This is a genomic window from Umezawaea sp., assembly GCF_036375055.1.
Classification (GTDB): Bacteria; Actinomycetota; Actinomycetes; order Mycobacteriales; family Pseudonocardiaceae; genus Umezawaea.
The window spans coordinates 1-26098 of sequence record NZ_DASUSQ010000069.1; the positions used below are offsets into that span (position 1 = coordinate 1).

Sequence of the window (26098 nt, forward strand, 5' to 3'; positions counted from 1 at the left end):
GCGGCGTCCGGGGTGGTATTTCTCTCACTCCCCGGCTGGTGGGATCCCCGTCGCGGTCGCGGGCGTTCCCCCGGCATGACCGCGGATCTTCAGGCCGACTGGACCGAGTGGCACCACCGACGCGAGGCCGTGCTCCGGCAACCCCACGGGTGGCTGAGCCTGACCGGGCTGCTGTGGCTGGACGAGTCGCCCCGGCGGTTCCCAGGGGTGCCCGGCGAGTGGACCGTCGCCGGTGGCCGCGCCCAGGTGAGCGCTGCCGCCGCCGAAGGCCTGGTGGTCGACGGCGCGGTGCTCGACGGGACGGCGTCGGTCGAGGTGGCCGAGCAGGGCTCGGAGCTCTTCGCCTCCTACGGCGACGTGCGGGTGGAGGTCGCCCTGCGGTCCGGCCGGTACGCGCTGCGGCCCCGCGACCCGAACTCCCCCACCCGGTTGGCGTTCACCGGGGTGCCCGCGTTCGACGTGCGGCCCGAGTTCGTCGTCGACGCCGAGTTCCGCCCCTACGAGGTGCCGCGGACGGTGGTCGTCGGCTCGGCCCAGGCCGGTCTGGAGCAGGAGACCACCGTGGACGGCGTACTGGTGTTCACCCTCGGCGGGGTCGAGCAGGAACTCGCCGCGTCGGTCGACGGCGACAGCGTGAACGTCCGGTTCAGCGACGCCACCAGCGGCACGTCCACGGCTCCGTGGCGCTCCCTGTCGGGCCCGCTGGTCGACGGGCGCGCGGTGCTGGACTTCAACCGCGCCACCAACATGCCCTTCTCCTTCTCCCCCTACGGCACGTGCCCCGAGCCGCCGGAGGGCAACGTCGTCACGGTCGCCGTCGAGGCGGGCGAGCGCACCCCCGCCTAGGCCGTCGCTCACCCGAGCGCCTCGCGGTTGGTTTCGGTCTACACTGAAGCCACTGAGCGCACGCGCGAGGCCGAGACCACCGCCGCGAGCGTCAGCCCGCCCAGGACCGCCGCGGTGCCCGGATAGCCCGCGAGGCCGAGACCGAGCCCGCCGAGCGCCGAGCCGACGAAGACGCCCAGGCTCATGCCCGCCGCGTTGATCCCGAGCGCCGAGCCGCGCAGCGGGCCGCACCGGCGCACCAGCAGGGTCGTCACGCAGGCCGCGACGCCCGCGTGGCCGGCGCCGAGCAGCACCGTCAGCGCCAGCGCGAGCGGCAGGGTGGGCGCGAAGTAGAAGCCGACGACGGCGCCGAGCGCGACCACGAGGCACACCACCATGACCCGCTCGGTCCTCCGGCCCTCCGCGGCGGCGTTGGTGAACCGGCCCGCGAACAGGTTGCCGACGAAGAACGAGCCGCCGCTGAGCGTCCACACGAGCGCGAACACGCCGGGGGACAACGAGAAGCGCTCGCCGTAGAACGCGGCCAGGTACGACAGGTAGCCCATGAACGCCGCGGTGCGCAGCAGGGCGACGGCCAGCAGCGGCACGGCACCGGGCACGGAGCCCAAGGCGCGCAACGACTCCAGGTAACCGATCCGCGGTCTCGGGGCGAGCACGGGGCCTCGGCGCGCGCGGAACAGCGCGGCGAGCGCGAACGAGATCACCGAGACGGCCACCAGGTCGCCCTGCCAGCCCCACAGCAGCGCGGGCGCGGCGACCAGCGGCGCGGCGAGCATCGCCGTCAGCGACTGCGTCGCCGTGACGAGCGTGGCCGCGCGGCCCGCGGCGGGGCCGTCGCCGAACCGGTCGGCCGCCATCGCCGCCGTGGCGGGCGCCAGCACGGACGTGCCCGCGCCGACGAGCAGCGCGAACGCCACCCAGGCGACGAAGTGACCGGTCGCGCCGAGCAGCGAGGACAGGCCGAGCAGCGCCAGACCGGCCGCCGCCACGTGCCGCTTGGGCAGCCGGTCGAGCAGCGGCGCCACGGCCGCGCCCACGGCCAGCGCGGCCAGGCCGCCGAGCCCGCGCAGGCTGCCCAGCGCGGCCACGCCGCTGCCAGCCTCCTCCGCGATCGGCACCAGGAACGTGCTGAACACGGTGAACGGCAGCAGGCCGACGGCCGAGGCGAGCAGGACCGGCCCGAGCGCGCGGGCCATCCGCAGGTCGCCCGGCACGGGCGGATCCGTTGTCGTGGCGGTCATGGGAGCCTCGTCCGGTAGGGGGACCCGAACGTACCTCCGGGGTACGACGGTTCCGGGTCGCCGCCCGTTGCCCGCTGTTTCCCCTTCCGGGAAACCCCGAGGCGCCGCCCGGCGGAAGCCGGACGGCGCCTCGGGGACGCGAGGACGTGCTACGGGTAGCTGACCAGGTTCGCGACCGTCGCGTTGCCGGGGCCCACCGTCCCACCGGTGGTGTTGACGATGTTGCGGATCGTGCCCTGGTTGCCGCCGAGCGAGACGGTCACCATGTTGTGGAAGCGCACGTTCGGGTGGTTGGGCGTCTCGATCGCGCGGGCGTTCACCACGCTCGGGTTGACGTTGAAGAAGCAGTAGCTGCCGAATCCCCAGACCTCGTGGCTGGTGACCGAGTTCGCGACCTTGTACGCCGCGTAGCCCTGCGTGGAGCCGTTCATGTAGGCCGCCTGGTTCGGCGGGTCGTACGGCATCTCGTTCTGGTAGAAGTACGTCTTGCCGCCGTTGCCGTTCCAGATGGTCTGGTACTTCTGGTAGTGCTCGACGAACAGGCCGTACATCGTCACGTTGTCGCCGTTGACGATCAGCCCGGTGTCCGAGGTGTTGACGGTCCAGCCCACCCCGTTGCCCGTGCTGTCGCCGTGGTCACCGCGCCAGATCCACAGGTGGTCGCCGATGACGTTGTCGCTGTTGATGACGAGGTTCGTCGTGGCCCGCCCGACGACCGCGCCGCCGACCCGGAAGAACACGTCGTTCAGCGACGTCGGGTTGGCCGAGTGGTTCGCGCTGGAGCCCGCGGGGCCGATCTCCATCAGCAGGTTGGAGTTCGTGGTGCCCGCGTCGACCAGGATGCCCGCGATCTTGACGCCGTCGACGTCCGCGACGGTCATCGCGGTGACGCCGTTCTCCGGGATCAGCGTCGCCAGGCCGAGGCCGAGCACGACGGTGTCCGGACGGGTGACGCGGATCGTCTCGTTCAAGCGGTGCACACCCGGTCCGAAGATCAGGTCCTTGCCCGCGGCGAGCGCGGCGTTGATGGCGCTCGCCGAGGTGCCCGGCTTGGCCACGAAGAACTGGCTGATGGGCAGGTTCTGGCCGGCGGGGGTGCCGTTCGTCCAGCTCGCGCCCGCGGAGTTGTTCCGCAGCGCGGGGACGAAGACGTTGTAGCCGCCCGCCGCGTCGATGTTGAGGAACGGCTTCTCGCGGACCTGCGGGGTCTGGTTGACCCGCGTGTACGGCGGGTTGGGGAAGGTGCCCGCGGGGGCGTTGGTCGCGCCGACGAACACCATGTTCCAGTTGGACCCGGTCCAGCTGCCCATGTCGCTGTTGCGGGTCAGCCACTGCTGCTGCGAGCCGGAGCGGACCTGTCCGTCGATCTTGCTGTCGGCCAGCAGGCCGCCGCTGGACCAGCCTCCGTCGTCGAGCTGGAGGTTGCCGCGGACGTGCATGCGGCGGTACGGCGCGGCCTGCGAGACGGCCCAGCGGTCGGTGCCGCCGGTCGGGGTGACCGACAGGTTCTCCGCCGCGCGCCAGAAGTTCTGCGTCGCGTTGCCCTGGAACCAGTCGGCCTCGACGTGCACCGAGCCGTTGACGTTCACGCTGTCCGGCGACATGCCGAGACCGAGGACGTGGGTGTAGAAGCCCACGTTCACGTTCGCGTTGTACGTGCCCGGCTTGAACATCAGCGCGTACCGCTGCGTGCCGAACTGGTTGCGCTCCTGCTGCGCGAAGACCTGGTCGACCCTGCTCTGGATGCTCGCGGCCGACATCGACGGGTCGAAGATGATGGCGTTCGGGCCGAAGTCGGGCTGGCCGGGCACGGGCGTGGTACCTCCTGCGGGGACGAGGCTGAACGTCTGCGCGCCCGACCCGTTGCAGGTGTACTGCTGGAGCTGCACGCTGTCCGCCGTGGACGCGCTCGGCACGTCGAGGCACTTCCCGCTCAGCCTGCTGACGAAGCGGTACGAACCACCTGCCTGCTCGACCGCCTGCCACTGCTGGTTGTTGCCACCACCATAGGTCCACAGGTGGATCAGTCCACCGTCGGCGGTGGACACGTCCGCCACGTCGAGCACCTGCGCGGAGTTGTCGCGGGCGTTGATCCTGCTGAACCCGCCGCTGGTGGGCTGGAACTGCCACTGCTGGGCGCTGCTGCTGTTGCAGGTGTACTGCTGGACCGCGGTGCCGTTGGCGGTCGCGGCGGCACGCGCGTCGACGCACTTGCCGCTGCCCTGGTTCACGACCGTGTACCAGGTGCCGGGGTCGACCGCCGCGTTCGCGGCGGGAGCGGCGGCCAGGGCCGTGATCGTGCCCGCGATGATCGCCAGCACGGCGGCGAGCGCCGTTCGGCGACCGCGCGGCACGCGGGACTGGGGACGTGGGAGCACTGGGGAAACCCTCCTCGGCCGCGCTGCGCGGCGTCGTCGCCAACGCGCGCGGAGGCGATCGGCCACCTCGCGCGGAGGACGCGGGGGGCCGGTGGCAGGGGTGCGCGCGCCGGAGTTCCGTCGAACGGTGATCAGGCAGGGTGGATTGTTCGCCGGGGGACGTCAGAGCGTTGTTCGACGATGGCCGCGCGGCTCCGAAAAGGCGAGACTACCGACTCTCGCCGGCCTCGGGTTTCCGCCGATGTCGATGTCGTGCATCGACGTCGGTTCTGCTCACCGGGGCTCCCTCCTGCGTGGTTCAGGACGTTATGACTGTTACCGCCAGGTGTCAATACATCACTTAAACTAAGTCTTGAAGCATGTTCTCCCGGCGACCGCGGCGACGGGCGGGAAAACCGGTCCATAGGATGCGCCGGTGGCCACCCTCGCGTTCGAGACCGTCTTCCGCGGCACCCCTCCCGCTCGCGACAGCGCCTACCTGCTGGACCAGTCGGTCGGGTTCGTGAAGGACCACTGGCTCGGCTACCTGCCCGACCGGGCCTGCTGGCCCTCCGAGCTGGACGACCGCACCACCGTCGACCGGCGCGTCCTGTTCGCCATCGGGGAGCGCGCCGACGACGAGCTGGGCGCGGTCCACACCCTGGTCGCGACGCAGGTCTGGGCCGTCGGCACGAAGCGGCGCAACGCCGCCAAGCTGGGCTCGGTCTTCGACGCGAACCCCGGCACCGTCGGCGCCAACCTCGCCCACGCGGTGCGCACGGCCCGTGCCGACGGCGCCGTCGCGGGGTACGCGACCCTCGCCCGCCGGGGCGATCACGCGCTCGCCCGGCTCGGCGCGGCCGACGGAGGCCGGGTGCTGCACTTCGGCGCGTACGACCCGGTGGCGGGCGGCCCGCTGATCCTGGACCAGCACGTCACGGTGGGCGTGAACGCCCTGCGCGGCTCGAACTGGAGCCCGGACGGACCGTGGTCGACCGAGCAGTACGGCGACTACCTCCGCTACGCGCGGGAGTGGGCGGAGCGCTGGGCGCCGGGCACGGCGACCGACCTCGTGGAGCGCACCCTGGCCGCGGCCGGGCAGGCGCTCGGCCGCGCCTGACGCCGTTCCGGTCCACCGCGATCCGCGCCGTCCCCGCCCGGTCCTTTCTCCGGACCGGGCCGGACGCAGTGCGCGACCGAACGGTGAACGGTTCACCGGAGGCGGTTTTATCGCCCATTCGTACTCCATTCGTGGAGGTTCGTGTCCCAGGTGGTTGCGAATAGGGTCGACAAGTGGTTCTCCATTCCCTGTTTCCGCCGGGTGGTCGTGTTCCGGAAAGCGAATCCGCGCTTCACCGACCACGACCAACCCCGCGGGGCATTCGATGCCGAGCACGTTCTCCCGGCGCGTCGTCCACACCGACCCGGCCTCGGCGCGGACCGCCCTCGACGGCCCTGCCCGCGCGGGCACCGCCGTCGCGCCGGCGCTCGTCACGATCGACGAGGGTGGGGCTGCGCCGCGCGCGGACGCCAGGGCCGGGTCGGCGAGGTCGCCGTCGACGAGATCCGATCCGAACTCCTCGAAGGCCTGGCGACCGGCTCACCCCCGAACTGGTCAGGCACACGCTTTCCCTGCGCGGGCGCCGGAGAGGGAGGTGAAAGCGAGTGGACCGGACCTCGGGCGGGTCCCCTTCGACCGGTGGCGCACGGGTGACAGCCAGTGGCGCGCATCAGGGAGAAGATGTGGTCCACGGTTCGCCGCTGTTGACGAAGTACGATCCCGCGATGGTCACCGCGGGCGAGCACAACGCGATCACCGACGTGCCGGGCATCAGGGTCGGCAACGCCACCAGGACCGGCGGAGGGGCGCTGACCGGGACCACCGTGGTCCTGCTGCCGGAGGGTTCGCTGGCGACGGTGGACGTCCGGGGCGGGGCGCCCGCGACCCGTGAGACGGCGGCGCTGGACCCCCGGTACGGCGGGCGCGCCGTACCGGCGATCGTGCTCACCGGCGGCAGCTCGTACGGGCTGGCGGCGGCCGACGGCGTGCAGGCGTGGCTGGGCACCGACGACCCGCTGGTGCCCGCCGCCGCGCTCTTCGACCTCGGCCGCGGCGGCGACTTCGCGCTCCGGCCCACGCCCGCGTTCGGCGTGGAGGCCGCGTCGGCGGCGACGGCGGCGTCCTTCGGCTGCGGCAACGTCGGAGCGGGCGCCGGTGCGGTGAACGCCGACCTCAAGGGCGGGCTCGGCACCGCCAGCGCGGTGCTGCCGGACGGCACGGTCGTCGCCGCGCTGGCCGCGCTGAACGCCGTCGGATCGTCCGTGGACCACACCACCGGGCTGCCCCACGGTCTGTCCCTGGGTGCGGCGGGCCGCCTCCGCGACGGCGAACCCGTCGGCTGGCGGGAGTTCCCCGCCGCCGGGGGTGACGAACCGACCGAGCCGCCCCCGACGGGCGGCAACCCGCTCAACACGGTCATCGGCGTCGTGGCCACCACCGCCCGCCTCTCCCCCTCCGACCTGTACCGGCTGGCGAACGCGGGCCAGGACGGCCTGGCGCTGGCCGTGCGGCCCGCCCACGGCCTGTTCGACGGCGACACGGTGTTCTCGGTGTCCACCGGCACGGCGGAGACCGACCCCGAGGCGGTCGTCGCGGCGGCGGCCGAGGTGTTCGCGCGGGCGCTGGTGCACGGGCTGCTGGCCGCGGAGTCGGTCACGACGACCGCCGGGCACCTGGTGGCGTACCGGGAGCGGTACCCGAGGACGGCGGCCGGGTACCGGCGCTAGTCAGGGGTGGACCGCGCCGGGGACCAGGCCCGCGCGGTGGGCGAAGACGACCGCGTGGACCCGGTCGCGCAGGCCCAGCTTGGCCAGCAGGCGCGACACGTAGGTCTTCACGGTCTCGTGGCTGATCACCAGCGCCGCCGCGATCTCCGCGTTGGACAGGCCCTCGGCGATCAGCTTCAGGACCTCCAGCTCGCGCGGCGTCAGCGGGTGCTCGGGGTCCGGCGTGGTCGGCTGGACGCGGGACGCGAACCGGCCGATGAGGGTCCGCGTCACGGCGGGCGCCAGCAGGGAGTCTCCCCCGGCGACCGTGCGGATGCCCGCGATCAGGTCCGCGGGCGCCGCGTCCTTGAGCAGGAACCCGCTCGCCCCGGCCCGCAGCGCCTCGTACACGTACTCGTCGAGGGTGAAGGTGGTCACCACCAGCACCTTCACCGGTTCGGCCACACCCTCGCCCGCGAGCCGCCGGGTCGCCTCGATGCCGTCCAGCACGGGCATCCGGATGTCCATCACGACGACGTCGGGCCGCACCTCGCGGACCAGGTCGACCGCCGCGCGGCCGTCGGCGGCCTCGCCGACCACCTCGATGTCGGGCTGGGCACCGAAGATCGTCGCATAACCGGTGCGCACCAGTTCCTGGTCGTCGCACACCACCACCCGGATCACGCGCAGACCCTAGCGCCACCCCGGCGGGCGGAGCGCGCGGCGGTCAGCTCGCCGTGTAGACCGCGGCGTCCCCGTGGTGCGGCACGCCGACGCGGGCCAGCTCGTCGAACGTCCTGGCGTCCAGCACGACCATCCCCGCCCGGCCGTCGCGGCCGTCCAGCACGACGGACAGCAGCACGCCGTCGTCCTCGTGCCGGGCCGTCGGCGAGGGCACGAACACGGGCTCGCCGGGGTGCTGGCCGGGTTCGTGCCACACGCACGTGTCGCCCGAGTGCACGTCGATCTTCACCAGGCTGTCGAACACCGAGCCGCCGCGCGCGTCCCGGACGCCGACGCCGTAGGCGAACCGGTAGTCGCCGCCGTTGTGCGCGCGGTAGGAGATGCGGGGCAGCTCGAACGCCTCGCTCGCCAGGCGGCGGGTGTGCACCACGCCGCCGAGCAGGTCGATCTCGTAGCGGGTCGGCAGCGCGAGGGGCAGTTCGCCGCGCCAGCGGGAGGGCCGGGGCGCGTTGACCGGGTCGGCGTTGGGGTAGGAGCAGATGTCCAGCACCACGCGGTGGCCCGCGTCGCGGGCGTTGATGTGGTGGAAGGCGAAGAACGCCTCGGTGCGGTGGTCCGCGACGATCCGGCCGTCGGCCTGGTCGACCACGATGAACCGGGTGCCGAGTTCGGGGCGCCAGCGGTGGTTGGAGATGAACGGCCTGCCGGGCGCGAGCGGGTGGCGCGGGTCCACGACGTACGGGTACTCGACCAGCACGACGAACCTGTCGGTGACCGCGAAGCTGTGCAGGTAGCCGGGGTTCTCGGTCGGCACGGCCACCAGCAGCTCCCTGACCCTGCTGCCGGGGCGCCTGCGGTGGATGCGGTACTCGCTGCGCTCGCCGAAGCGCAGGACGTAGTCGAGCACGTCGCCGGTGAGCGGCGCGTGGTGCGGGTGCGCGCTGGGCACGGCCGTCGGCAGGCCGCCCGCGATGCCGACGCCGTCGAGCACGCCGGGGTCGAAGTCGACCGCGATCGGGGTGTCGTGGCGGGCCCACTGGCGGTCGGCGAGCGACAGCACGTTCGCGGCGGCGTTGGGAGCGATCCGGTACCGGGTCAGGAAGCGGGAGAACAGCGAGCGGCACGGGTCCGCGGTGAACCCGGCGAAGTCGATGCGGCCACGGTCGCGCGGGGTGGGCACGCCGTCGGGCGAGACCGACCGGTAGGCCACCGCTCCGCCGCCGAAACCGAAGCGGTGCAACGCCGACGGGCCGCCGAGCCAGTTGCGGAACGCCGACGGCGAGGTGGCGGGGCCGGTGCGCAGGAGGGTGCCCGAGAGCCAGTTCGGCACAGCGCCCTCGACGGGGAGGACGGGTGCGGGAACGTCCACGGCCATCCCGTCTTGCACCCCGTGCATGGCAGACCTACTCCCGGTTGGTGGAAACCTCGTTATGGAACACCGTTGTTATTCGGTTAGTCAAGCAAGCGGGCACGTCAGGGTGCGGGATACCGCGCCGCGTAACGGGTTGGTGACTCACCGATCATGGCGGTGAAGTCGCGGGCCAGGTGGGCTTGGTCCGAGTAGCCCAGTTCCGCGGCCACCCCGGCCCAGTCGACCGCCGCCGAACGAGCCATCCTGTCCGTCACCTCGCGGAGCCGGTACCGGCGGATCACCCACTTCGGGCCCACGCCAACGTACTCGGCGAACAGCCGCTGCACAGATCGGACGTGGGTGCCGAGGCGCTCGGCCAGGTCGGAGACCCTGGTGAGGCCGGGATCACCGGCCACCAGCGCGACCACCGACGCCACGTGCTCGGCCGCCGGATCGGGCGCGGGCCACGCGGAGCGCAGGAACCCCTCGACGATCCGCGCCTGTTCCCCGGCGTCCTCGGCCTCCAGCACGGCGCGAGCGGGAACCGGGCCGAACACCTCGGCGGCGGGCAGGACCCGGCCCGTGATCGTCGACACGGACCGGCCGAGGAACGGCCGGAAGCAGCCGGGCCGGAACGCCACGCCGAACACCCGGCCCGCGCCCGCCAGCACCTTGTGGCCGGACCGGCGGCCGACGCCGTGCACCTGCGCGGCACCGTTCGGGAAGGACAGCTGCACGGTCGGGTTCGGCACGACCAGCTGCCGGTACGGCGGTTGGTCGCCCAGGTCCCAGGAGACGGCCCAGAAGTGGTCCACGAAGGACGCCAGGTCGGCGGCGGGCTCGGGGAACGAGTGGACCTGGAAGTCCGCCCACGCACCGCCGACCTCCCGCACGTCCCGCTCCGCCACGGTGGGGATCCTACGTGTCGCGTTCGTCCAAGACAGCGCCGCGGCGCGCTCCTACCGTGGCGGCACAACGGGAACACGCCAGTGGGGAGCACGGACATGGCACGGGGACGACTGGTCGGGAGCACCGCGGCGACGACGATCGGCGTGCTGCGCGGCGTGCGCGACCTGGACGCGCCGACGCCGTGCGCGGAGTTCGACGTGCGCGCGCTGCTCGGGCACCTGCTCACCTGGGGGCCGTCGCTGGCGGGCGCGGGACGCGGGGAGGCCGTGCCGCCGCTGGAGGGCGTGCGCGTCGGCGACGACTGGGCGGAGCGGGTGGCGGCGCAGGTCGAGGACGTCGCCGCCGCGTGGGGCGACGACGCCGCGTGGGAGGGCACGACGCACATGGGCGGCCCGACGGAGATGCCCGCCGACCTGGTCGGCGGGATGGTGCTGGTGGAGCTGCTGGTGCACGGCTGGGACCTCGGCCGGGCGAGCGGGCAGCGGCCGGAGTGGGACGACGACGTCCTGGGGTTCGCCCTCGGCGAGGTGGCGAAGACCGCGGACCAGGGCCGCGCCATGGGGGTGTACGGCGCGGAGGTCGTCGTGCCCGACGGGGCGCCCACCGTGGACCGGGTGCTCGGGTTGACCGGGCGCGATCCGCGGTGGAAGCCGTAACACCGTGTCAGATCCGGCAGGCTTCCAATTTCGTCACGAGAATCGCCTCGGCGCCGATGTTCATCAGCTCGTCCATGAGCCGCTGAATTCCACGCCGCTCCACCAGGGAACGCACCGCGACCCATCCTTCTTTCGCCAGGGGCGACAAGGTCGGGGATTCGCGGCCAGGGGTCAATTCGCACGCCCGGTCGACCACGTCCGTGCGGCACACGTAATCGATCAACACGAATTCACGGGCGTGCAGCACGCCTTGCAAGCGCTGCACCAGCACTTCTACGGCGGTCTCCAACTCGGGTGACAACTTTCGCCCCTCGGTGCGGACGAGGACCGCTTCCGAGGCGAGGACGGGATCGCCGAACGCCTCCAAACCGGCGTTGCGCAGGGAGGTCCCGGTCTCGACGACGTCGGCGACGGCGTCGGCGAGGCCGAGGGCGACCGCGTTCTCCACGGCGCCCTCCAGCTTGACCAGGTGCGCGCTCACACCCAGTCCCACCAGGTACTTCCCGACCAGGGTCGGGTAGCTCGTCGCCACCTTGCGCCCGTCGAGCGCGGCGACCTCGGAGACCTCCCCCGGCTTGGCGGCGAACCGGAACTTCGACTTGGCGAATCCGAGGGGAAGGATTTCCTTGGCGGCGGCACCCGAGTCGTGCAGGAGATCCCGACCGGTGATGCCGACGTTGAGCGCACCACTTCCCACGTAGACGGCGATGTCCTTCGGGCGCTGGAAGAAGAATTCCACCCCGTGCGCGAGGTCGAGCATCGAAAGCTCGCGATTGTTGCGGTGCAGTTGATAACCCGCATCGGTCAGCAACTGCATGGCAGCGCCACTCAAAGAACCCTTGTTCGGCACTGCGACACGAAGCAGAGTCATGATCGCAATGGTCGCACAAGGCCTCCGCCATTCCACAATCAAGGCACCACGTTCGTGCCGCCGGGACGTGGCGGGCACCTCACGCTCCGCACCCGGTGCTCGCGGAACAGGCAGAACGGCGCGCACCGGCCGGGCGCGGGGACGGCCTGCTGAGACGGGGATTGCGCTCCACCGGGTACCTCGTGCTAGCTTTCCTCGTGTCAAAGTAAGTTGTGCACAAGGCAGTTGCACCGACATCCCCCGGAGGACCCCGATGCGCACGTTCACCCTCACCGCGGCACTGGCACTGGTGGCGGGCCTGGTCGCGACCGCCCTGCCGCTCTCGTTCGCCGCGGCCGACACCGCGAGCGCCGAACGCCCCGGCGGACCCAAACCCACCGTGGTCCTCGTGCACGGCGCGTTCGCCGAGTCGTCGAGCTGGAACGGCGTCGTGTCCCGGCTGCGCGACCGCGGCTACCCGGTGGTCGCCGTCGCCAACCCGCTGCGCTCGCTGGACACCGACGTCGCCTACCTCAGGGCGGTGCTGGCGGGCGTGCGGGGGCCGGTCGTGCTCGCCGGGCACTCCTACGGCGGCCTGGTCATCTCCGGCGCGGCGACGGGCAACCCGAACGTCAGGTCCCTCGCCTACATCGCCGCGTTCGCCCCGGAGGCCGGTGAGTCGGCGCTCGACCTGACCGGCGAGTTCCCCGGCAGCACGCTGCCCCCGACGCTGAACCCGATCCCGCTCGGCGACGGCACCAACGACCTGACGATCAAGCAGGAGCTGTTCCGCGAGCAGTTCGCCGCCGACGTGCCCCGGCAGGAGGCGGCGCTGATGGCCGCGACCCAGCGCCCGGTCCGGGACGCCGCGCTGTCCGGCGCCGCGGGCGCACCGGCGTGGCGCGCCATCCCGTCCTGGTTCCTGATCCCGACCGCGGACAAGAACATCCCGCTGGAGGCCCAGCGGTTCATGGCGGAGCGCGCCGACGCCCGCGGCGTGGTCGAACTGCGCGGCGCCTCGCACGCGGTCACCGTCTCCCGGCCCTCGGAGGTGGCGGACCTGATCGTCCGCGCCGCCCGCTGACCGCACGCGGGCCGCCGTTCCCCGGTCCGGGGGACGGCGGCCCGCTGCGCTAGACCCGTTCCACCAGCAGGGACACGCCCTGGCCGACGCCGACGCAGAGCGTGGCGAGCCCGCGCGTGCCGCCCTCGCGCTCCAGCCGCCCGAGCAGGGTCACCACCAGGCGCGCGCCGGACGCACCGAGCGGGTGGCCCAGCGCGATGGCCCCGCCGTCGGCGTTCACCCGCTCCTCGTCCAGCTTCAACCGCCGCACCACGGCCAGGCTCTGGACGGCGAACGCCTCGTTCAGCTCCACGGCGTCGAGCGAGTCGACGGCCCAGCCGACCCGCGCGAGCACCTTCTCCGTGGCCGGGACCGGTCCCAGCCCCATCACGTGCGGCGACACGCCCGCGCTCGCGCCCGCCACCACGCGGGCGCGGGGCGTGAGCCCGTGCTCGCGGACGGCGTCCTCGCTCGCCAGCACCAGCGCCGCGGCGCCGTCGGACAGCGGCGACGACGACCCCGCCGTGACCACACCGCCGTCCCGGAACACGGTCCTCAGCGAGGCGAGCTTCTCCAGCGAACCACCGCGTCGCGGCCCCTCGTCGACGGCGAACTCGCCGCCCTTCACCGGGACCGGCACGATCTCGGCGTCGAAGCGGCCCGCGTCGACGGCCGCGACCGCCCGTTCGTGGCTGCGCAGGGAGAACGCGTCGGAGTCCTCGCGGGTGATCCCGTCGAGCGCGGCGACCTCCTCTGCCGTCTCCCCCATCGTCAGCGTCGTGTCGGGGTCGAACCGGGGGTTCGTGAACCGCCAGCCCAGGGACGTGTCCGACACCTCGCCGGGCTTGGCCCACGGCGTGCCGGGCTTGGCCATCACCCACGGGGCGCGGGTCATCGACTCCACGCCGCCCGCGACGACCACGTCGGCCTCGCCGGAGCGGATCGCCTGCGCGGCGGTGGCCACGGCGGTGAGGCCGCTCGCGCACAGCCGGTTCACGGTGTAGCCGGGGACCTCGACGGGCAGGCCCGCGAGCAGCACGGCCATGCGGGCGACGTTCCGGTTGTCCTCACCGGCCTGGTTGGCGGCCCCGAGGACCACCTCGTCCACCGCGCCGCCGGGCAGGCCCGCCCGCCGCAGCACCTCGGCGACCACGAGCCCGGCCAGGTCGTCCGGCCGGACGCCCGCCAGCGCACCCCCGTAGCGGCCTTGGGCGGTGCGGACTCCGTCGACCAGGTACACCTCGGGCATCAGGGTTCCCTTCCTCGGCAGGACCTCCATTATCCACCGTCCGTTCGGTCAGGAAACGAGAGGTGGGCGACAATGCCGCCATGACCACGAAGCGCGGCCGTCCGGGCTACGACCTGGAGTCCCTCCTCCTGGTGGCCGTGAAGCTGTTCAACGAGCGCGGCTACGACGGCACCAGCATGGAGGACCTGGCCCGCAAGCTCGGCATCACGAAGTCCGCGATCTACTACCACGTGCCCAGCAAGGACGAGCTCCTCCGGCTGGCCGTGGACCGCGCGCTGGACGGCCTGTTCGCGGTCGTGGCCGAGGTGGACGACGTCCCCGGCCGGGCGATCGACCGCCTGGAGCACGTGCTGCGCGGCAGCGTCGCCGTCCTGGTGCGGCAGCTGCCTTTCGTCACGCTGCTGCTCCGCGTGCGGGGCAACACGAAGGTGGAGCGGACCGCGCTGGCCCGGCGCCGCGAGTTCGACCACCTCATCACCGACCTGGTGAAGCAGGCGGAGGCCGAGGGCGACGTGCGGGAGGGGCTCGACCCGGCGACGGTCGCCCGGCTCCTCTTCGGCATGGTGAACTCGCTGACCGAGTGGTACCGCCCGCGCCGCGGCTCCGACCACACCGAACTGGCCGACACCGTGTGCCACATGGCCTTCGACGGGATCCGCCGGGGCTAGACCGGGCCGCCGGAGCGCCAGTACAGCCCGGCGTCCCTGCTCAGCAGGCCCGCGTCGATCAGGTACCGGCGCAGCGAGATGTGGTCGGCCTCGCCGCCCTCGCACCAGGCCCGCAGCGCGGCGTTCACCTCCGACTCCGGGTACCTGCGCCCCGGCTCGAACGTCTGCGCCACGTGCTCCAGCACGGTCAGCCGCTTGGACCCCGCCGACGGGAACCGCACCAGCCGCCCACCCCGCACGAACGCCCGCAGCACCTGGTCCTCGTGCTCGGGCGGAGCCGCGGTGGCCGCGCTCGCGACCTCCTTGAACAGCTCGGCGTGCAGCACGACCCCGGAGGGGCCGGACGCGACCAGACCGCCCGACTCCAGCCGCCGCAACGCCTTGAGCACCACCCGGACGTCGAGGTCCGCCGCCGCGGCGATCTCCGCGGGCGAGCGGGCGCCCAGCACGACGGCGGCCACGACGCGGAGGCGTTCCGGTTCGGCCAGGAGGCCGACGAGGTGTTCGGGGGTCACGGCTCCCACCTAACCCGATCCATGACGAAGCACACAGTCGAATAATCAGTTGGTGCACCAATGATTGGTACACTAAGCACATGGAGGAGGACCCGCTGGCCCTGGAGAACCAGGTCTGCTTCGCGCTCTCGATCGCCGCCCGCGGCGTCGTGGCCGTCTACAAGCCGCTGCTGGAACCCATGGGCCTCACCCACCCGCAGTACCTGGTGATGCTGGCCCTGTGGCAGCGGGACCCGCTGTCCGGCAGGGAGCTGTGCTCCCTGCTCAAGCTCGACCCCGGCACCCTCTCCCCGCTGCTGAAGCGACTGGAGTCGGCCGGGTACGTCACCCGCGAGCGCGACCGCGCCGACGAGCGCGCGCTGGCGGTCACCCTCACCGCCGCGGGCCGCGCCCTGCGCGACGAGGCGCTCGGGATCCCGCCCGCGATCGTCGGCAGGCTCGGCATGAGCCTGGACGAGCTGCGCACCCTGCACAGCTCGCTGACCCGCGTCATCGCCGCCGCACACCAGGAGCAGCCGTGAAGCCGAACCCCGTCCTCCGCCTCTGGTACTACCTGGGGGGCCGCCTGCCGCAGGGCCACCGCGAGTGGGTGTTCCACAACGTCACGCGCCCGAACTGGCTGCTCCACTTCACCGCCCGCTCGCTGCTCCAGGTCCTGCCGCTGAGCCTGGTGATCGGCGTGCTCCTGGTGGTGCTGCTGGGTTCCCCGATCGGCCTCGCCGTGGCGTGCGGCGCGCTGGGCCTCATCGTCGGCGTCTACTTCTCCCTGTCCTACGCCGCCGAGAGCGTCGAGAACCGGATCACGAAGTACGGCTACCCCCACGGAGCCGCGGGCGAGGCCCGCGCCCGGCGCACCGACGACGACCAGCAGGCCCGCTACAACGCGACCTGGCGCTCCTAGCCCGGACGGCCCGTCCGGTACTCCTGCGGGCTGACACCCCGTTCGCGCTTGAACGCGGTGCTCAGCGAGAACGAGCTGCCGTACCCGACCTGCCGGGCCACCGCGCCGACCGTGGCGTCCGTGCCGCGCAGCAGGTCCGCGGCCAGCGCCAGCCGCCAGCCGGTCAGGAACGCCATCGGAGGCTCGCCGACGAGGTCGGTGAACCGGCGGGCCAGCGCCGCCCGCGACACGCCCACCTCGGCGGCCAGCCCCGCCACCGTCCACGGGTGCGCGGGGTTGTGCTGGAGCAGCCGGACCGCCCGTCCCACCACGGGATCGGCGAGCGCGCGGTACCAGGCGGGCGCGTCGGCGCGGGCGAACCACGCGCGCAGCACCGCGATCAGCAGCAGGTCGAGCAGGCGGTCCAGGACGGCCTCCTGGCCAGGCTCGTCCTTGGCGATCTCGGCCGCCAGCAGCGGGACGACCGGGCAGTCCCACTCGTCCTCGCGCAGCACCAGCAGCGTCGGCAGCGCGTCGAGCAGCCGTCGGCTCACCTCGCCGCGCACCGGGTACGCGCCGGTCAGCATCATCGTGCCGCCGTCGGGGTTGGTGCCCCAGGTGCGGACGCCGAGGCCCATGCTCGCGGCGAGGCCGCGGCCGTCGGGCGTCTCGCAGCGCTGGCCGGGGTGGATGACCGCCTGCGGCACGGTGTCCGGGTGGTCGGCGACGGTGTACGGCTCGGGGCCGAGGACCACGGCGACGTCGCCCGCCACCAGCGGCACCGGCTCGGCCGCGCCGGGCGGCACGATCCAGGCGTGGCCGCGCACCACCGAGACGACGGTCAGCGGGGCCTCGTCCTGGACGCGGATCGACCACGGCGGGTCGAGCACGGAGCGGAGCAGGAACGCGCCCCTGGCCCGCGGCCCGTCCAACAACCCCGCCAGCGCGTCCACGGCCCGAGCGTAGACGGAGGCGCACGTCCGGGAGCGCCCGGACGATGGCCTGGGACGGGCCCGCGCACTTCACTGGACGGCATGGACACCTTGCGCGCCGCCGCGCTGATCGCGGCCACCCTGGCCACCGGGCTCGTCGCGGGCCTCTTCTACTCCTACGCCTGCTCGGTGATGCCCGCGCTCAGGGGCGTCGACGACCGGGCGTTCGTCGACACGATGCGGCGGATCAACGTCGCCATCGTCAACGGCTGGTTCCTGGTCGCGTTCCTCGGCGCGGCGGTGCTGGGCGCGCTGGCGGCGGTCCTGCACCTCGGCCGCGCCGGGTTCGGCCTCGTCGTCGCGGGCGCGGTGCTCCACCTGGCGACGGTCGTGATCACCGGAACGGTCAACGTCCCGCTGAACAACGCGCTCGACGCCGCGGGCCCACCGTCGGCGATCCCCGACCCGGCGGCCGTGCGCGCGAGCTTCGAGACCACGTGGGTGCGCTGGAACACCGCCCGCGCGGTCACGTCGACCGCCGGGTTCCTGTGCCTGGTGCTGGCGCTGCGGGCCTAGAGGTCGCCCAGTGCGGACACCGGTGACTCGACGCGGTCCGCGACGTACCTCAGGAACCCGCCCGCCACGCCGCCGTCGCAGACCCGGTGGTCGAACGCCAGCGTCAGCTCGCAGACCTTGCGCACGGCCAGCTGCCCGTCGACCACCCACGGCCGCTCGATGATCCGGCCCATGCCGAGGATCGCTGCCTCGGGGTGGTTGATGATCGCGGCCGAACCGTCCACTCCGAACACGCCGTAGTTGTTGACCGTGAAGGTGCCTCCGGTGAGGTCCGCGGGCGTCAGCGTGCCCGCGCGGGCGGCGGCGGTGCGGTCGGCCAGCGCCGCCGACAGCTCGCTCGTGGTCAGGTCGTGGGCGTTCCTCACCACGGGGACGACCAGTCCGCGGTCGGTCTGCGCGGCGAAGCCGAGGTTGACGTGGTCGAGCACCACGACCTCGTCACCCTCCACCCTGGAGTTCAGCTCGGGGAACTTCGTCAGGCCCAGCACGGTGAAGCGGGCCAGCAGGGCGAGCAGCCCGACGTCCTTGAGGGCGGCGCGGGCGGCGAGGAACGCGGTGGCGTCGACGTCGACCCACACCGTCGCCTCGGGGATCTCGCGGCGGGACGTGGAGAGCTTGTCCGCCACGGTCTTCCGCAGACCCCTCAACGGGATCCGGCGGCCTCCGGACGTCGGCGCGGGGGTGGCCCGGCGGGCCAGTTCCTCCTCCACGTCGTGACGGCGGACGATCCCGTCGGGGCCGCTGCCCGTGAGCGCGCCGACGTCGACCCCGTTGTCCCGCGCCAGTTTGCGGACCAGCGGCGAGATCACACCGGGCGCGGTGGCCGTGGGCGCGGTGGTGGTGGGCGCAGCCGCCGCTCGGGCTCGCCCGCGCTTGCGGCGCGGCGCCTCGGAGGTGCCGTAGCCGATGAGGACGTTGCCGCTGCCCTCTTCGGGCACGACGACGCCGGGCTCCTGGAACCCCTCGCCGCCCACGGTCAGCAGCACGGACCCGACGGCCAGCGACTCACCGGCCCGGCCGTGGGTGGCGGTGACGACGCCCTCGTACGGGCACGGCACCTCGACGACGGCCTTGGCGGTCTCGACCTCCACGACCGGCTGGTCGACGGACACCCTGTCCCCCACCGACACCAGCCACGTGACGATCTCGCCCTCGGTCAGCCCTTCGCCGAGGTCGGGCAGCAGGAAGTCAGGCACCGCACACCTCGTCGTCCCACTGGAGCCGACCGATGGTGTCCAGGATCCGGTCCACGCCGGGCAGGAAGTGCTCCTCCAGCTTCGGCGGCGGGTAGGGGACGTCGAAACCGGTCACCCGCAGCACCGGGGCGTGCAGGTGGTGGAAGCAGCGCTCGGTGACGCGCGCGACGACCTCCGCGCCGTAGCCGCCGAACCCGGCCGCCTCGTGCACGACGACCGCGCGCCCGGTGCGGCGCACCGACTCGCACACCGTCTCGTCGTCGAACGGCGACAGGCTGCGCAGGTCGACGACCTCGACGTCCCAGCCCTCCTCCTTCGCGGCCTCCGCGGTCTCCAGCGCGGTCGCGACCATCGGCCCGTACGCGATCAGCGTGACGTCGTTGCCGGGCCTGCGGACCAGCGCGCGGTCGAACCCGGTCCGCGGGCGGCCCGCCACGACCTCGCCCTTGGACCAGTAGCGGCGCTTGGGTTCGAGGAAGATCACCGGGTCCGGCGAGTCGATCGCGTCGCGCAGCAGGTCGTAGCCGTCCTGCGGGGTGCCGGGCGTGACGACCCGCAGCCCGGAGGTGTGCGTGTAGTAGGCCTCCGAGGAGTCGCAGTGGTGCTCGACGCCGCCGATGCCGCCGCCGTAGGGGATGCGGATGACGACGGGCACCTCCACCGTGCCGCGCGTGCGGTTGCGCATCTTGGCCAGGTGGCTGGTGATCTGCTCGAACGCCGGGTAGGCGAACGCGTCGAACTGCATCTCCACGACCGGGCGCATCCCGTTCACGGCCATGCCGATCGCGGTGCCGACGATGCCGGACTCCGCGAGCGGGGTGTCGAACACCCGCCGGTCGCCGAACCGCGCGGCGAGCCCGTCGGTGACCCGGAAGACACCGCCGAGCGGGCCGACGTCCTCGCCGAAGACGAGCACGCGCTCGTCGGCGTCGAGGGCGTCGGCGAGCGCCAGGTTCAGCGCGCCGGACATCGACATCGTGCTCATGCCAGTTCCCCCGCGAGCAGCGCGGCCTGCTCCCGAAGCTGCCGGGTCGGCTCGGCGTAGACGTGCTCGAACAGCTCGGCCGGGTCGACCTCGACGTCGGCGTTCATCACCTCGCGCACGCCCGCGGCGAAGGCCTCGGCCTCGGCGGCGACGGACGCGCGGCGGGCGTCGTCCAGCAGGCCGCGCGCGGTCAGGTAGGCCTCGATGCGGTCGACGGGGTCGCGGTCCAGCCACGCGGCCACCTCGTCGGCGTCGCGGTAGCGGGTCGCGTCGTCGGCGTTGGTGTGCGCCTCGACCCGGTAGGTCAGGGCCTCGACCAGCGTCGGGCCACCGCCCTCGGCGGCGGCGCGGACGGCGTCCCGCACGACGGCGTAGAGCGCGGCCGGGTCGTTGCCGTCGACCAGCACGGACGGCACGCCGTAGCCGATGCCCTTGTGCGCCAACGAGGGCGCGATGTTCTGCTTGCTCATGGGCACGCTGATCGCGTAGCCGTTGTTCTGCACCAGGAACACCACGGGCGCCCGCCACACCGCGGCGAAGTTCAGCGCCTCGTGCGTGTCGCCCTCGCTGGTGGCGCCGTCGCCGAGCAGCACCAGCGCCACGGTGTCCTCGCCCTTGAGCGTCGCGGCGTGCGCGAGGCCCACGGCGTGCAGCGTGTTGGTGGCGAGCGGCGTGCACTGCGGGGCCACCCGGTGCTCGTGCGGGTCGTAGCCCGAGTGCCAGCCGCCCTGGAGCAGCGTCAGCGTCTCCCCCGCCGGGACGCCCCTGGTCACCAGCGCGACCGAGTCGCGGTAGGTCGGGAACAGCCAGTCCTGCTCGCGCAGCGCCAGCACCGACCCGACCTCGCACGCCTCCTGGCCGCGCGACGACGGGTAGACCGCGAGCCGCCCCTGGCGGGTCAGCGCGGTGGCCTGGGTGTCGAAGCGGCGGCCGACGACCATGCGGCGGTGCAGCTCCAGCAGCACGTCGTCGTCCGGCATCGTCAGCTCGGGGTCGACGACCGGCTGGCCGGTCTTCGTCAGCAGGGACAACGGCGCGTCCGTCGGGAGCAGCGAGCGCTCCCGCGCGGGCAGGCTGGTGCGTGCCACGTGTCCTCCTCGGGCCGGGGTGAGGCCCATGGTGAACCGGGTCACTGCCAATGTTCTAGATCTGGGCGTCTTCCCTGGACGAACGGCCGTGAGCGGCGGTTATCGTGGCCAGATGCCCACCAAGCCACGCGTGAACACCACGTCGACTGGACGTCTGGAACCCCTGGACGACACCGACCGGCGGATCGTGGAGGAGCTGCGCGGCGACGGTCGGCTGTCGATGCGGGCGCTGGCCGAGCGGCTGCACATCTCGCGCGCGAGCGCGTACTCGCGCGTGGACCGGCTGCACCGCGACAAGGTGATCACCGGGTACAGCGCCGACGTGGACCCGGAGCGGTACGGGTTCGGGATCTCGGCGTACGTGTACCTGAAGATCAGCCAGCACTCGTGGAAGGCGGTGCGGCGGCGGATCCTGGAGATCCCCGAGGTGTGGCACGGGGCGCTGGTGTCCGGCGACCACGACCTGGTGCTGCTGGTGCGGGCGCCGGACGCGCACAGCCTGCGGGACCTGGTGCTGAACCGGCTCCAGACGATGCCGGACGTGACGTCCAGCCACACCGTGCTGGTGCTGGACGAACTGCACTCGCCCGTGGACTGACGTGGACAGGCACCCCGAGTGCAGGGCTCGGGGTGCCTGAGATCGTGGGAGCGCCGCCCGGTCGGGCGGGCGGGCCTACCAGCCGAAGTTCTGGGTCCAGTAGATGCCGAACGAGCCGCCCTTGGCGACGCCGGTGCCCAGTGACGTGAGGCCGCAGTTGAGGATGTTCGCGCGGTGGCCGGGCGACTCCATCCAGCCCTTCATGACGGCCTCGGGCGTGGGCTGGCCCGCGGCGATGTTCTCCGCGCCGGGGCTGGGGTAGCCCGCGGCCTTGATGCGGTCGACGAACGAGCGGCCGTCCTTCGACTTGTGGTCGAAGTAGTTCTGCTTGGCCATGTCCTCGCTGTGGCCGCGGGCGGCGGCCGCGAGGCGGTCGTCGGCCTTCAGCGCCGGGCAGCCCGCGGCGGCGCGCTCCCGGTTGGTGATCTCCAGGACCTTCGCCTCCTGGCCCTGCGCCTCGGTCGGCGGCGGGGTCTGCTCCACCGGCGGCGCGGGCGGGTCGGCGGGCGGCTCGGGCGTGTTCTCCACGGGCGGCGCGACCGAGGACGTCTCGCTGGTGGTGGTCGTGGTCGTGGTGGTCGGCGCGGACGACTCCGCGCTGCTGCTCGGGGCCGCGCTGCTGCTGGACCCCGCCGTCGACCCGGTCTCGCCGACCAGCGCGGCCGTGGACTGCGAGGTGGCGACCGCGCTCGGCGTCTGGGTCACGAACCCGCCGCCACCGCCCGCACCGACGGTGCCACCGCCTTCGCACCCGGCGACCAGCACGGCGGCGCTGACGGCCAGCAGGAGCGAGCGGATGGCGGTTGTGGTGCGTGGCACGGCGGAGTTCCTCTTCTGCGACATTGGGGAAACAAAGACCTCGCAAAACCCTAGTCGCATTCGAAACAATGTCAAGGAACGATTATTTATGGAACATTTAATGTAGACATCAGGATAATTAAAGTTATTCCGCCGATCAGTCCGGCAGCCTGGTCAGACGCAGCTGGACCCGCGTGCCGCCCAGCGGTCCTCGGTCGATCCGCAGCGAGCCGCCGGTCGCCTCGGCCGCCCGGCGGACGATGTCCATGCCCAGTCCGGTCGAGCCCGCTCCGCTCACGCCGCGCCGCATCGCGGCCTCCGCGTCCGGGATGCCGGGACCGGCGTCCTCGATGACGATGACGACGCGTTCGGCCTGGTGGAACAGGGCCACCACGAAGTTCGTGCCCTCCGGCGTGTGCCGGAAGATGTTGCCGATCACGGCGTCCATCGCGGCCGCGAGGTCGGACCTGGCGAGGCCCACCATGGCCCGCTTCTCGGTGCCGCGCAGGTTCCACAGGCGCTGCTGGTCGTCGGCCAGCGCCGACCAGAACACCAGCCGGTCCTGCACCACGAGGGCCGCGTCGCACCGGTTGCTGTCCGGGTCGGCGAGTTCGCGGCGGGCCGCGCGGATGAGTTCGTTGACCTCGCGCTCCAGCGCGTGCACGGCTTGGCGGACGCGGTTCGCGCTGCTGTCGGTGCCGAGGGTTTCGGAATCGAGCCGCAGCGCGGTCAGCGGTGTGCGCAGGCGGTGCGACAGGTCCGCGAGGACTTCTCGTTCGGAGGCCACCAGCTGACCTATCCGCGCCGCCATGCGGTTGAACGCGCCGCCCGCCTCGACCAGTTCCGGCGGCCCCGTGGGCTCCACCCGCGCGCCCAGGTCGCCCTGCTCCATCTTCCGGGCGCCGTCGGCCAGCGCGGAGGCCGCGCTCACGACCCGCGCGCCCAGCCGGTCGGCCACCAGCACCGACCCGAGCACCAGCACGATGGCGACGCCGGACAGCGCGAGCCACGCCGACTCGACACCCCTGGACAGGTCGGCCTCGGGGATGAACGCCTCCACGACGGCCACCCGGCCGCGGTCGAGCACCACGGGCTGGAGGTAGACGCGGCCGTCGGACACCGACGCGGTGAACGACTTGCCCTCCTCCTTCGCGGTGGCGAGCTGCTCGGGCGTCGACTTCACGAACCCGAGCACCTGCCCGCCCGGCAGGTGCACCGCGATCCGGCCCGCACCGCCGTACTGCGTGCTGGCGAGCGCCTGCTCGACGGCCCTCGGCTCGTTGGTGATGACCAGGACGGGTGTGAGCGCCACGGCCTGGCGTTCGGCTTCGGCGAGTGCGCGGTCCTCGGCGAGCTGTGCCACCACCATCGCCAGGGGGATGAGGAACGCCAACGCGATCATGGACGTGACCGCGAGGGCGACGAGCGCGAGCGAGCGCCTCACCCAGCCGCCGTCAGCTTGAAGCCGACACCGCGCACGGTGTGCAGGTAGCGGGGTGCCGCGGCGCGTTCACCGAGCTTGCGGCGCAGCCAGGACAGGTGGACGTCCAGCGTCTGGTCGTCCTGGTTGCCCGGCATGTTCCACAGGTTCGACAGGAGTTCGGCGCGCGGCACGACCTTGCCCTCGCGGGCCGCCAGGTAGGCGAGCAGGTCGAACTCCTTGCGCGTCAACGCGAGCGTCCGCGACCCCAGCGACGCCTCGCGCCGCTCCAGGTCCACCACCAGCTCGCCGACCCGCAGCGGCTCGTGGGCGTCGTCGCGTCTGGCCCGGCGCAGCACGGCGGCCAGTCGCGCCGCGAGGTGGTCGCTGGAGAACGGCTTCACCAGGTAGTCGTCGGCGCCCGCGTTCAGCAGGCGCACGATCTCCGTCTCGTCGTCGCGCGCGGTCGCCACGATCACGGGCACGTCGCACACCCCGCGCATCATGCGCAGGGCGTCGCCGCCGTCCATGTCCGGCAGGCCGAGGTCCAGCACGACCACGTCGAACGTGCCCGACGTGATCTCCCGCAACGCGTCCAGCGCGGTCCCCACGGGGGTGACCGCGTTGCCGAGCGCGGTGAGGGCCCTGGTCACGGCCGACCGCACCACCGGATCGTCCTCCACGAGCAGCACCGAAGGCATGGGAGGAAGGTACTGGCAGGATGCCACCCGTGGCACATGGCATCCGGTACATCGCGGCCTGGCTGGCATCGACGGCCGTCGCCGTGGCGCTGTCCTGGCTCGGCGTCCGCTCCGTCCTCGACGCGGGTGTCCAGCAGAGACCGCAGGTGGTCACCGGTCAGACCCTCGTGGCCAGCAGCGCCACGCCCAGCTCCGCCACCACGACGACCACTCCCCGACCCACGGCGCCGCCCTCGTCCTCCGCCCCGCCCAGCTCGTCGGCGTCGGCCACGCCGTCGTCACCGACGACGACGGCGACCTCACCCGCGCGGCTGGCGTCCACCGAGGGCAGTTGGACGGAGGAGAACGGGAAGCAGGTCTACCTCCGCAGCTTCCAGCTCGACGGCGGGGAACTGGCCGTCCGGTTCGGAGCCGACTCCGTGCAGACGATCTCGGCGACGCCCCGGCAGGGCTTCGCGGTGTCCGTGCAGCAGCCCGCCGGGACGACCCTGGTGGTGGAGTTCCAGAGCGCGACGGAGAAGTCCAAGCTGGAGGCGAACTGGCAGGACGGCCCCCGCTGGAAGATCACCGAGTCGGGCTGAGCCGCCGCTAGAACCGGTCGCGCAGCCCGGTCAGCGTCGCCCTGATGCCCTTCGCGTTGAGGGCGGGCATCCTCAGCAGTTCCAGCGCCTTCGGCGAGCGGGCGGTGGTGTAGTCGAACGTCTCGGTCACCGTCGTGCGGCCCTCGTGCTCCTCGAACGTCCACCGCCAGCGGTGGCCCATCGGGTGGCGCCACTCGATCAGCCTGCCGTCCTCGAACGCGGTCACGCGACTGGTGATGCGGTAGGGGACGCCGTACATCCTCATGGCGACGGAGAACTCCGCGCCCTCGCTGAGGCGGGCGGGGCCGCGCACCCCGCTGAGCACCGTGCCGGACCCGTCGACCTCGCCGTGCCTGCGGGGGTCGGCGAGCATGGCGAACAGCGTCGCCGCCGGGGCGTTCACCACCACCTGCCTGGTGACCGTCCGAGCTCCGGTGTCGACCGCGCGCACCTCGTCCACGTGCTTCCCTCCCGCTAACCGACCGTGACGCCGAACAGGACACCCGCGTAGTAGGTGATCACCATCGTCAGGCTTCCCACGAGTACGTTCCGCGCGACCGCCCTGCGCGGTTCGCCCCCGCCGAGCCTCGAACTGATGATCCCGGTCACCACGAGCCCGAGCACGACGGCGACGACGCACGTCCACACGCGCCACGAGACGGGCGGGGCCGTGATCGCGACGACCGGCACCAGGGCGCCGAGCGCGAACGCGACCAGCGACGCCCAGGCCGCCTGCCACGGGCTGGTCAGGTTGTCCGGGTCGATCCGGAGTTCGGCGTCGGCGTGCGCGCGCAGCGCGTCCTTGCGGGTCAGCTCCGCCGCGACCTCGTCGGCGAGGTCCGCCGACAACCCCTTGTCCCGGTAGATCGCGGCGAGTTCGCGCTCCTCCTCGACGGGCGTGTCCCGGAGTTCGGCGCGCTCCTTGTCCAGCGCGGCGCTCTCGGTGTCGCGCTGGGTGCTGACCGACACGTACTCGCCGCCCGCCATCGACAGGGACCCGGCGACCAGACCGGCGACGCCCGCGGCGAGGATCGCCGTGCGGTCCGTCGTGGCGCCCGCGACGCCGACGACCAGACCGGCGGTCGACACGATGCCGTCGTTGGCGCCGAGGACACCGGCCCGCAGCCAGTTCAGCCTGCCCGCCAGGCCGTCGTGGTGGGGTTCTCCTGGATGGGCCACGCGGTGATC

General features: G+C 72.8%; 28 protein-coding genes. 11 read left to right on the forward strand and 17 right to left on the reverse strand.

Translation table 11 applies throughout. The features are described 5' to 3' along the window. On the forward strand, window positions 1–846 hold an 846-nt coding region (locus VFZ92_RS18805), incomplete at its 5' end, for a DUF1684 domain-containing protein (protein WP_330877259.1). Window positions 847–884: 38 nt separating this feature from the next. Here VFZ92_RS18805 and VFZ92_RS18810 read toward each other — a convergent pair. Further along, complete coding sequence (locus VFZ92_RS18810) at window positions 885–2087, reverse strand: MFS transporter (RefSeq protein WP_330877260.1); 1203 nt, start codon at window positions 2085–2087, stop codon at window positions 885–887. Between the two features lie 149 nt (window positions 2088–2236). Next, the gene (locus tag VFZ92_RS18815) at window positions 2237–4465 is read right to left on the reverse strand and encodes an RICIN domain-containing protein (protein ID WP_414719940.1); all 2229 of its coding nucleotides are present in this window, start codon (window positions 4463–4465) and stop codon (window positions 2237–2239) included. Between the two features lie 415 nt (window positions 4466–4880). Here VFZ92_RS18815 and VFZ92_RS18820 point away from each other — a divergent pair, with 415 nt between their 5' ends. Further along, on the forward strand, window positions 4881–5564 hold the full coding sequence (locus VFZ92_RS18820) for a hypothetical protein (protein WP_330877261.1): 684 nt from the start codon (window positions 4881–4883) through the stop codon (window positions 5562–5564). Window positions 5565–6229: 665 nt separating this feature from the next. Further along, on the forward strand, window positions 6230–7231 hold the full coding sequence (locus VFZ92_RS18825) for a P1 family peptidase (protein WP_414719945.1): 1002 nt from the start codon (window positions 6230–6232) through the stop codon (window positions 7229–7231). Here VFZ92_RS18825 and VFZ92_RS18830 read toward each other — a convergent pair whose 3' ends face one another. The 3 genes from VFZ92_RS18830 to VFZ92_RS18840 form a co-directional block, all read right to left on the reverse strand. Further along, window positions 7232–7894, reverse strand: a complete 663-nt coding sequence (locus tag VFZ92_RS18830) for a response regulator transcription factor (RefSeq protein WP_330877263.1) — start codon at window positions 7892–7894, stop codon at window positions 7232–7234. Window positions 7895–7937: 43 nt separating this feature from the next. Then, window positions 7938–9290, reverse strand: a complete 1353-nt coding sequence (locus VFZ92_RS18835; RefSeq protein ID WP_330877264.1) for a carotenoid oxygenase family protein — start codon at window positions 9288–9290, stop codon at window positions 7938–7940. Window positions 9291–9367: 77 nt separating this feature from the next. Then, complete coding sequence (locus VFZ92_RS18840; RefSeq protein WP_330877265.1) at window positions 9368–10153, reverse strand: helix-turn-helix domain-containing protein; 786 nt, start codon at window positions 10151–10153, stop codon at window positions 9368–9370. 96 nt (window positions 10154–10249) lie between these two features. Between VFZ92_RS18840 and VFZ92_RS18845 the strand changes: the two genes are divergently transcribed. After that, on the forward strand, window positions 10250–10810 hold the full coding sequence (locus VFZ92_RS18845; RefSeq protein WP_330877266.1) for a TIGR03086 family metal-binding protein: 561 nt from the start codon (window positions 10250–10252) through the stop codon (window positions 10808–10810). Window positions 10811–10817: 7 nt separating this feature from the next. On the opposite strand, the gene hisG is transcribed toward VFZ92_RS18845, so the two are convergent. Next, window positions 10818–11675 carry an ATP phosphoribosyltransferase gene (gene hisG / locus VFZ92_RS18850; RefSeq protein WP_330877292.1) on the reverse strand — a complete coding sequence of 286 codons (858 nt, stop codon included), beginning with the start codon at window positions 11673–11675 and terminating at the stop codon, window positions 10818–10820. 259 nt (window positions 11676–11934) lie between these two features. Between hisG and VFZ92_RS18855 the strand changes: the two genes are divergently transcribed. Beyond that, window positions 11935–12744 carry an alpha/beta hydrolase gene (locus VFZ92_RS18855; protein WP_330877267.1) on the forward strand — a complete coding sequence of 270 codons (810 nt, stop codon included), beginning with the start codon at window positions 11935–11937 and terminating at the stop codon, window positions 12742–12744. A gap of 49 nt (window positions 12745–12793) precedes the next feature. Here VFZ92_RS18855 and VFZ92_RS18860 read toward each other — a convergent pair whose 3' ends face one another. Continuing rightward, the gene (locus tag VFZ92_RS18860) at window positions 12794–13972 is read right to left on the reverse strand and encodes a thiolase family protein (RefSeq protein WP_330877268.1); all 1179 of its coding nucleotides are present in this window, start codon (window positions 13970–13972) and stop codon (window positions 12794–12796) included. Window positions 13973–14052: 80 nt separating this feature from the next. On the opposite strand from VFZ92_RS18860, the gene VFZ92_RS18865 reads away from it, so the two are divergent. Then, a complete protein-coding gene (locus VFZ92_RS18865; protein WP_330877269.1) occupies window positions 14053–14640 on the forward strand; it encodes a TetR/AcrR family transcriptional regulator in 588 nt (195 codons plus the stop codon). Here the strand turns inward: VFZ92_RS18865 and VFZ92_RS18870 are convergent. Next, window positions 14637–15155 carry a DUF2087 domain-containing protein gene (locus tag VFZ92_RS18870; protein ID WP_330877270.1) on the reverse strand — a complete coding sequence of 173 codons (519 nt, stop codon included), beginning with the start codon at window positions 15153–15155 and terminating at the stop codon, window positions 14637–14639. The genes VFZ92_RS18865 and VFZ92_RS18870 overlap by 4 nt on opposite strands. Before the next feature lie 80 nt (window positions 15156–15235). Between VFZ92_RS18870 and VFZ92_RS18875 the strand changes: the two genes are divergently transcribed. Together VFZ92_RS18875 and VFZ92_RS18880 are read left to right on the forward strand one after the other, a co-directional pair. Beyond that, window positions 15236–15676: a MarR family transcriptional regulator gene (locus tag VFZ92_RS18875; protein ID WP_330877271.1), complete on the forward strand. Its 441-nt coding sequence runs from the start codon at window positions 15236–15238 to the stop codon at window positions 15674–15676. Continuing rightward, complete coding sequence (locus VFZ92_RS18880) at window positions 15673–16056, forward strand: DUF5313 family protein (protein ID WP_330877273.1); 384 nt, start codon at window positions 15673–15675, stop codon at window positions 16054–16056. Before VFZ92_RS18875 ends, VFZ92_RS18880 begins: the two co-directional genes overlap by 4 nt. Here VFZ92_RS18880 and VFZ92_RS18885 read toward each other — a convergent pair. Next, a complete protein-coding gene (locus VFZ92_RS18885; protein ID WP_330877274.1) occupies window positions 16053–16988 on the reverse strand; it encodes an AraC family transcriptional regulator in 936 nt (311 codons plus the stop codon). The two genes, VFZ92_RS18880 and VFZ92_RS18885, sit on opposite strands and share 4 nt — an antisense overlap. 81 nt (window positions 16989–17069) lie before the next feature. On the opposite strand from VFZ92_RS18885, the gene VFZ92_RS18890 reads away from it, so the two are divergent. Continuing rightward, the gene (locus tag VFZ92_RS18890) at window positions 17070–17543 is read left to right on the forward strand and encodes a DUF1772 domain-containing protein (protein WP_330877275.1); all 474 of its coding nucleotides are present in this window, start codon (window positions 17070–17072) and stop codon (window positions 17541–17543) included. Here the strand turns inward: VFZ92_RS18890 and VFZ92_RS18895 are convergent. Genes VFZ92_RS18895 through pdhA form a run of 3 tightly spaced genes read right to left on the reverse strand, consistent with a single transcriptional unit; the run spans window position 17540 to window position 20812 of the window. Next, window positions 17540–18739 (reverse strand): dihydrolipoamide acetyltransferase family protein, encoded by a 1200-nt coding sequence (locus VFZ92_RS18895; RefSeq protein WP_330877276.1) that lies wholly within the window; start codon window positions 18737–18739, stop codon window positions 17540–17542. The two genes, VFZ92_RS18890 and VFZ92_RS18895, sit on opposite strands and share 4 nt — an antisense overlap. Next, window positions 18732–19724: an alpha-ketoacid dehydrogenase subunit beta gene (locus VFZ92_RS18900; RefSeq protein WP_330877277.1), complete on the reverse strand. Its 993-nt coding sequence runs from the start codon at window positions 19722–19724 to the stop codon at window positions 18732–18734. Before VFZ92_RS18900 ends, VFZ92_RS18895 begins: the two co-directional genes overlap by 8 nt. Further along, the gene (gene pdhA / locus VFZ92_RS18905) at window positions 19721–20812 is read right to left on the reverse strand and encodes a pyruvate dehydrogenase (acetyl-transferring) E1 component subunit alpha (protein ID WP_414719943.1); all 1092 of its coding nucleotides are present in this window, start codon (window positions 20810–20812) and stop codon (window positions 19721–19723) included. The genes VFZ92_RS18900 and pdhA overlap by 4 nt, the downstream gene beginning before the upstream one ends. Before the next feature lie 112 nt (window positions 20813–20924). On the opposite strand from pdhA, the gene VFZ92_RS18910 reads away from it, so the two are divergent. Next, a complete protein-coding gene (locus VFZ92_RS18910) occupies window positions 20925–21410 on the forward strand; it encodes an Lrp/AsnC family transcriptional regulator (RefSeq protein ID WP_330877278.1) in 486 nt (161 codons plus the stop codon). A 75-nt stretch (window positions 21411–21485) separates the two neighbouring features. Here VFZ92_RS18910 and VFZ92_RS18915 read toward each other — a convergent pair whose 3' ends face one another. The 3 genes from VFZ92_RS18915 to VFZ92_RS18925 form a co-directional block, all read right to left on the reverse strand. Then, the gene (locus VFZ92_RS18915) at window positions 21486–22229 is read right to left on the reverse strand and encodes a CAP domain-containing protein (RefSeq protein WP_330877279.1); all 744 of its coding nucleotides are present in this window, start codon (window positions 22227–22229) and stop codon (window positions 21486–21488) included. Between the two features lie 136 nt (window positions 22230–22365). Then, on the reverse strand, window positions 22366–23652 hold the full coding sequence (locus VFZ92_RS18920; RefSeq protein WP_330877280.1) for a HAMP domain-containing sensor histidine kinase: 1287 nt from the start codon (window positions 23650–23652) through the stop codon (window positions 22366–22368). Then, on the reverse strand, window positions 23649–24329 hold the full coding sequence (locus tag VFZ92_RS18925) for a response regulator transcription factor (RefSeq protein ID WP_330877281.1): 681 nt from the start codon (window positions 24327–24329) through the stop codon (window positions 23649–23651). The genes VFZ92_RS18920 and VFZ92_RS18925 overlap by 4 nt, the downstream gene beginning before the upstream one ends. A gap of 29 nt (window positions 24330–24358) precedes the next feature. On the opposite strand from VFZ92_RS18925, the gene VFZ92_RS18930 reads away from it, so the two are divergent. Next, entirely contained in the window at window positions 24359–24910 is a 552-nt protein-coding gene (locus VFZ92_RS18930; protein ID WP_330877282.1) for a hypothetical protein, read from the forward strand. 7 nt (window positions 24911–24917) lie between these two features. On the opposite strand, the gene VFZ92_RS18935 is transcribed toward VFZ92_RS18930, so the two are convergent. Together VFZ92_RS18935 and VFZ92_RS18940 are read right to left on the reverse strand one after the other, a co-directional pair. Next, complete coding sequence (locus VFZ92_RS18935) at window positions 24918–25370, reverse strand: SRPBCC family protein (protein ID WP_330877283.1); 453 nt, start codon at window positions 25368–25370, stop codon at window positions 24918–24920. A 14-nt stretch (window positions 25371–25384) separates the two neighbouring features. After that, complete coding sequence (locus tag VFZ92_RS18940; protein ID WP_330877284.1) at window positions 25385–26089, reverse strand: VIT family protein; 705 nt, start codon at window positions 26087–26089, stop codon at window positions 25385–25387. Window positions 26090–26098 lie beyond the last annotated feature (9 nt).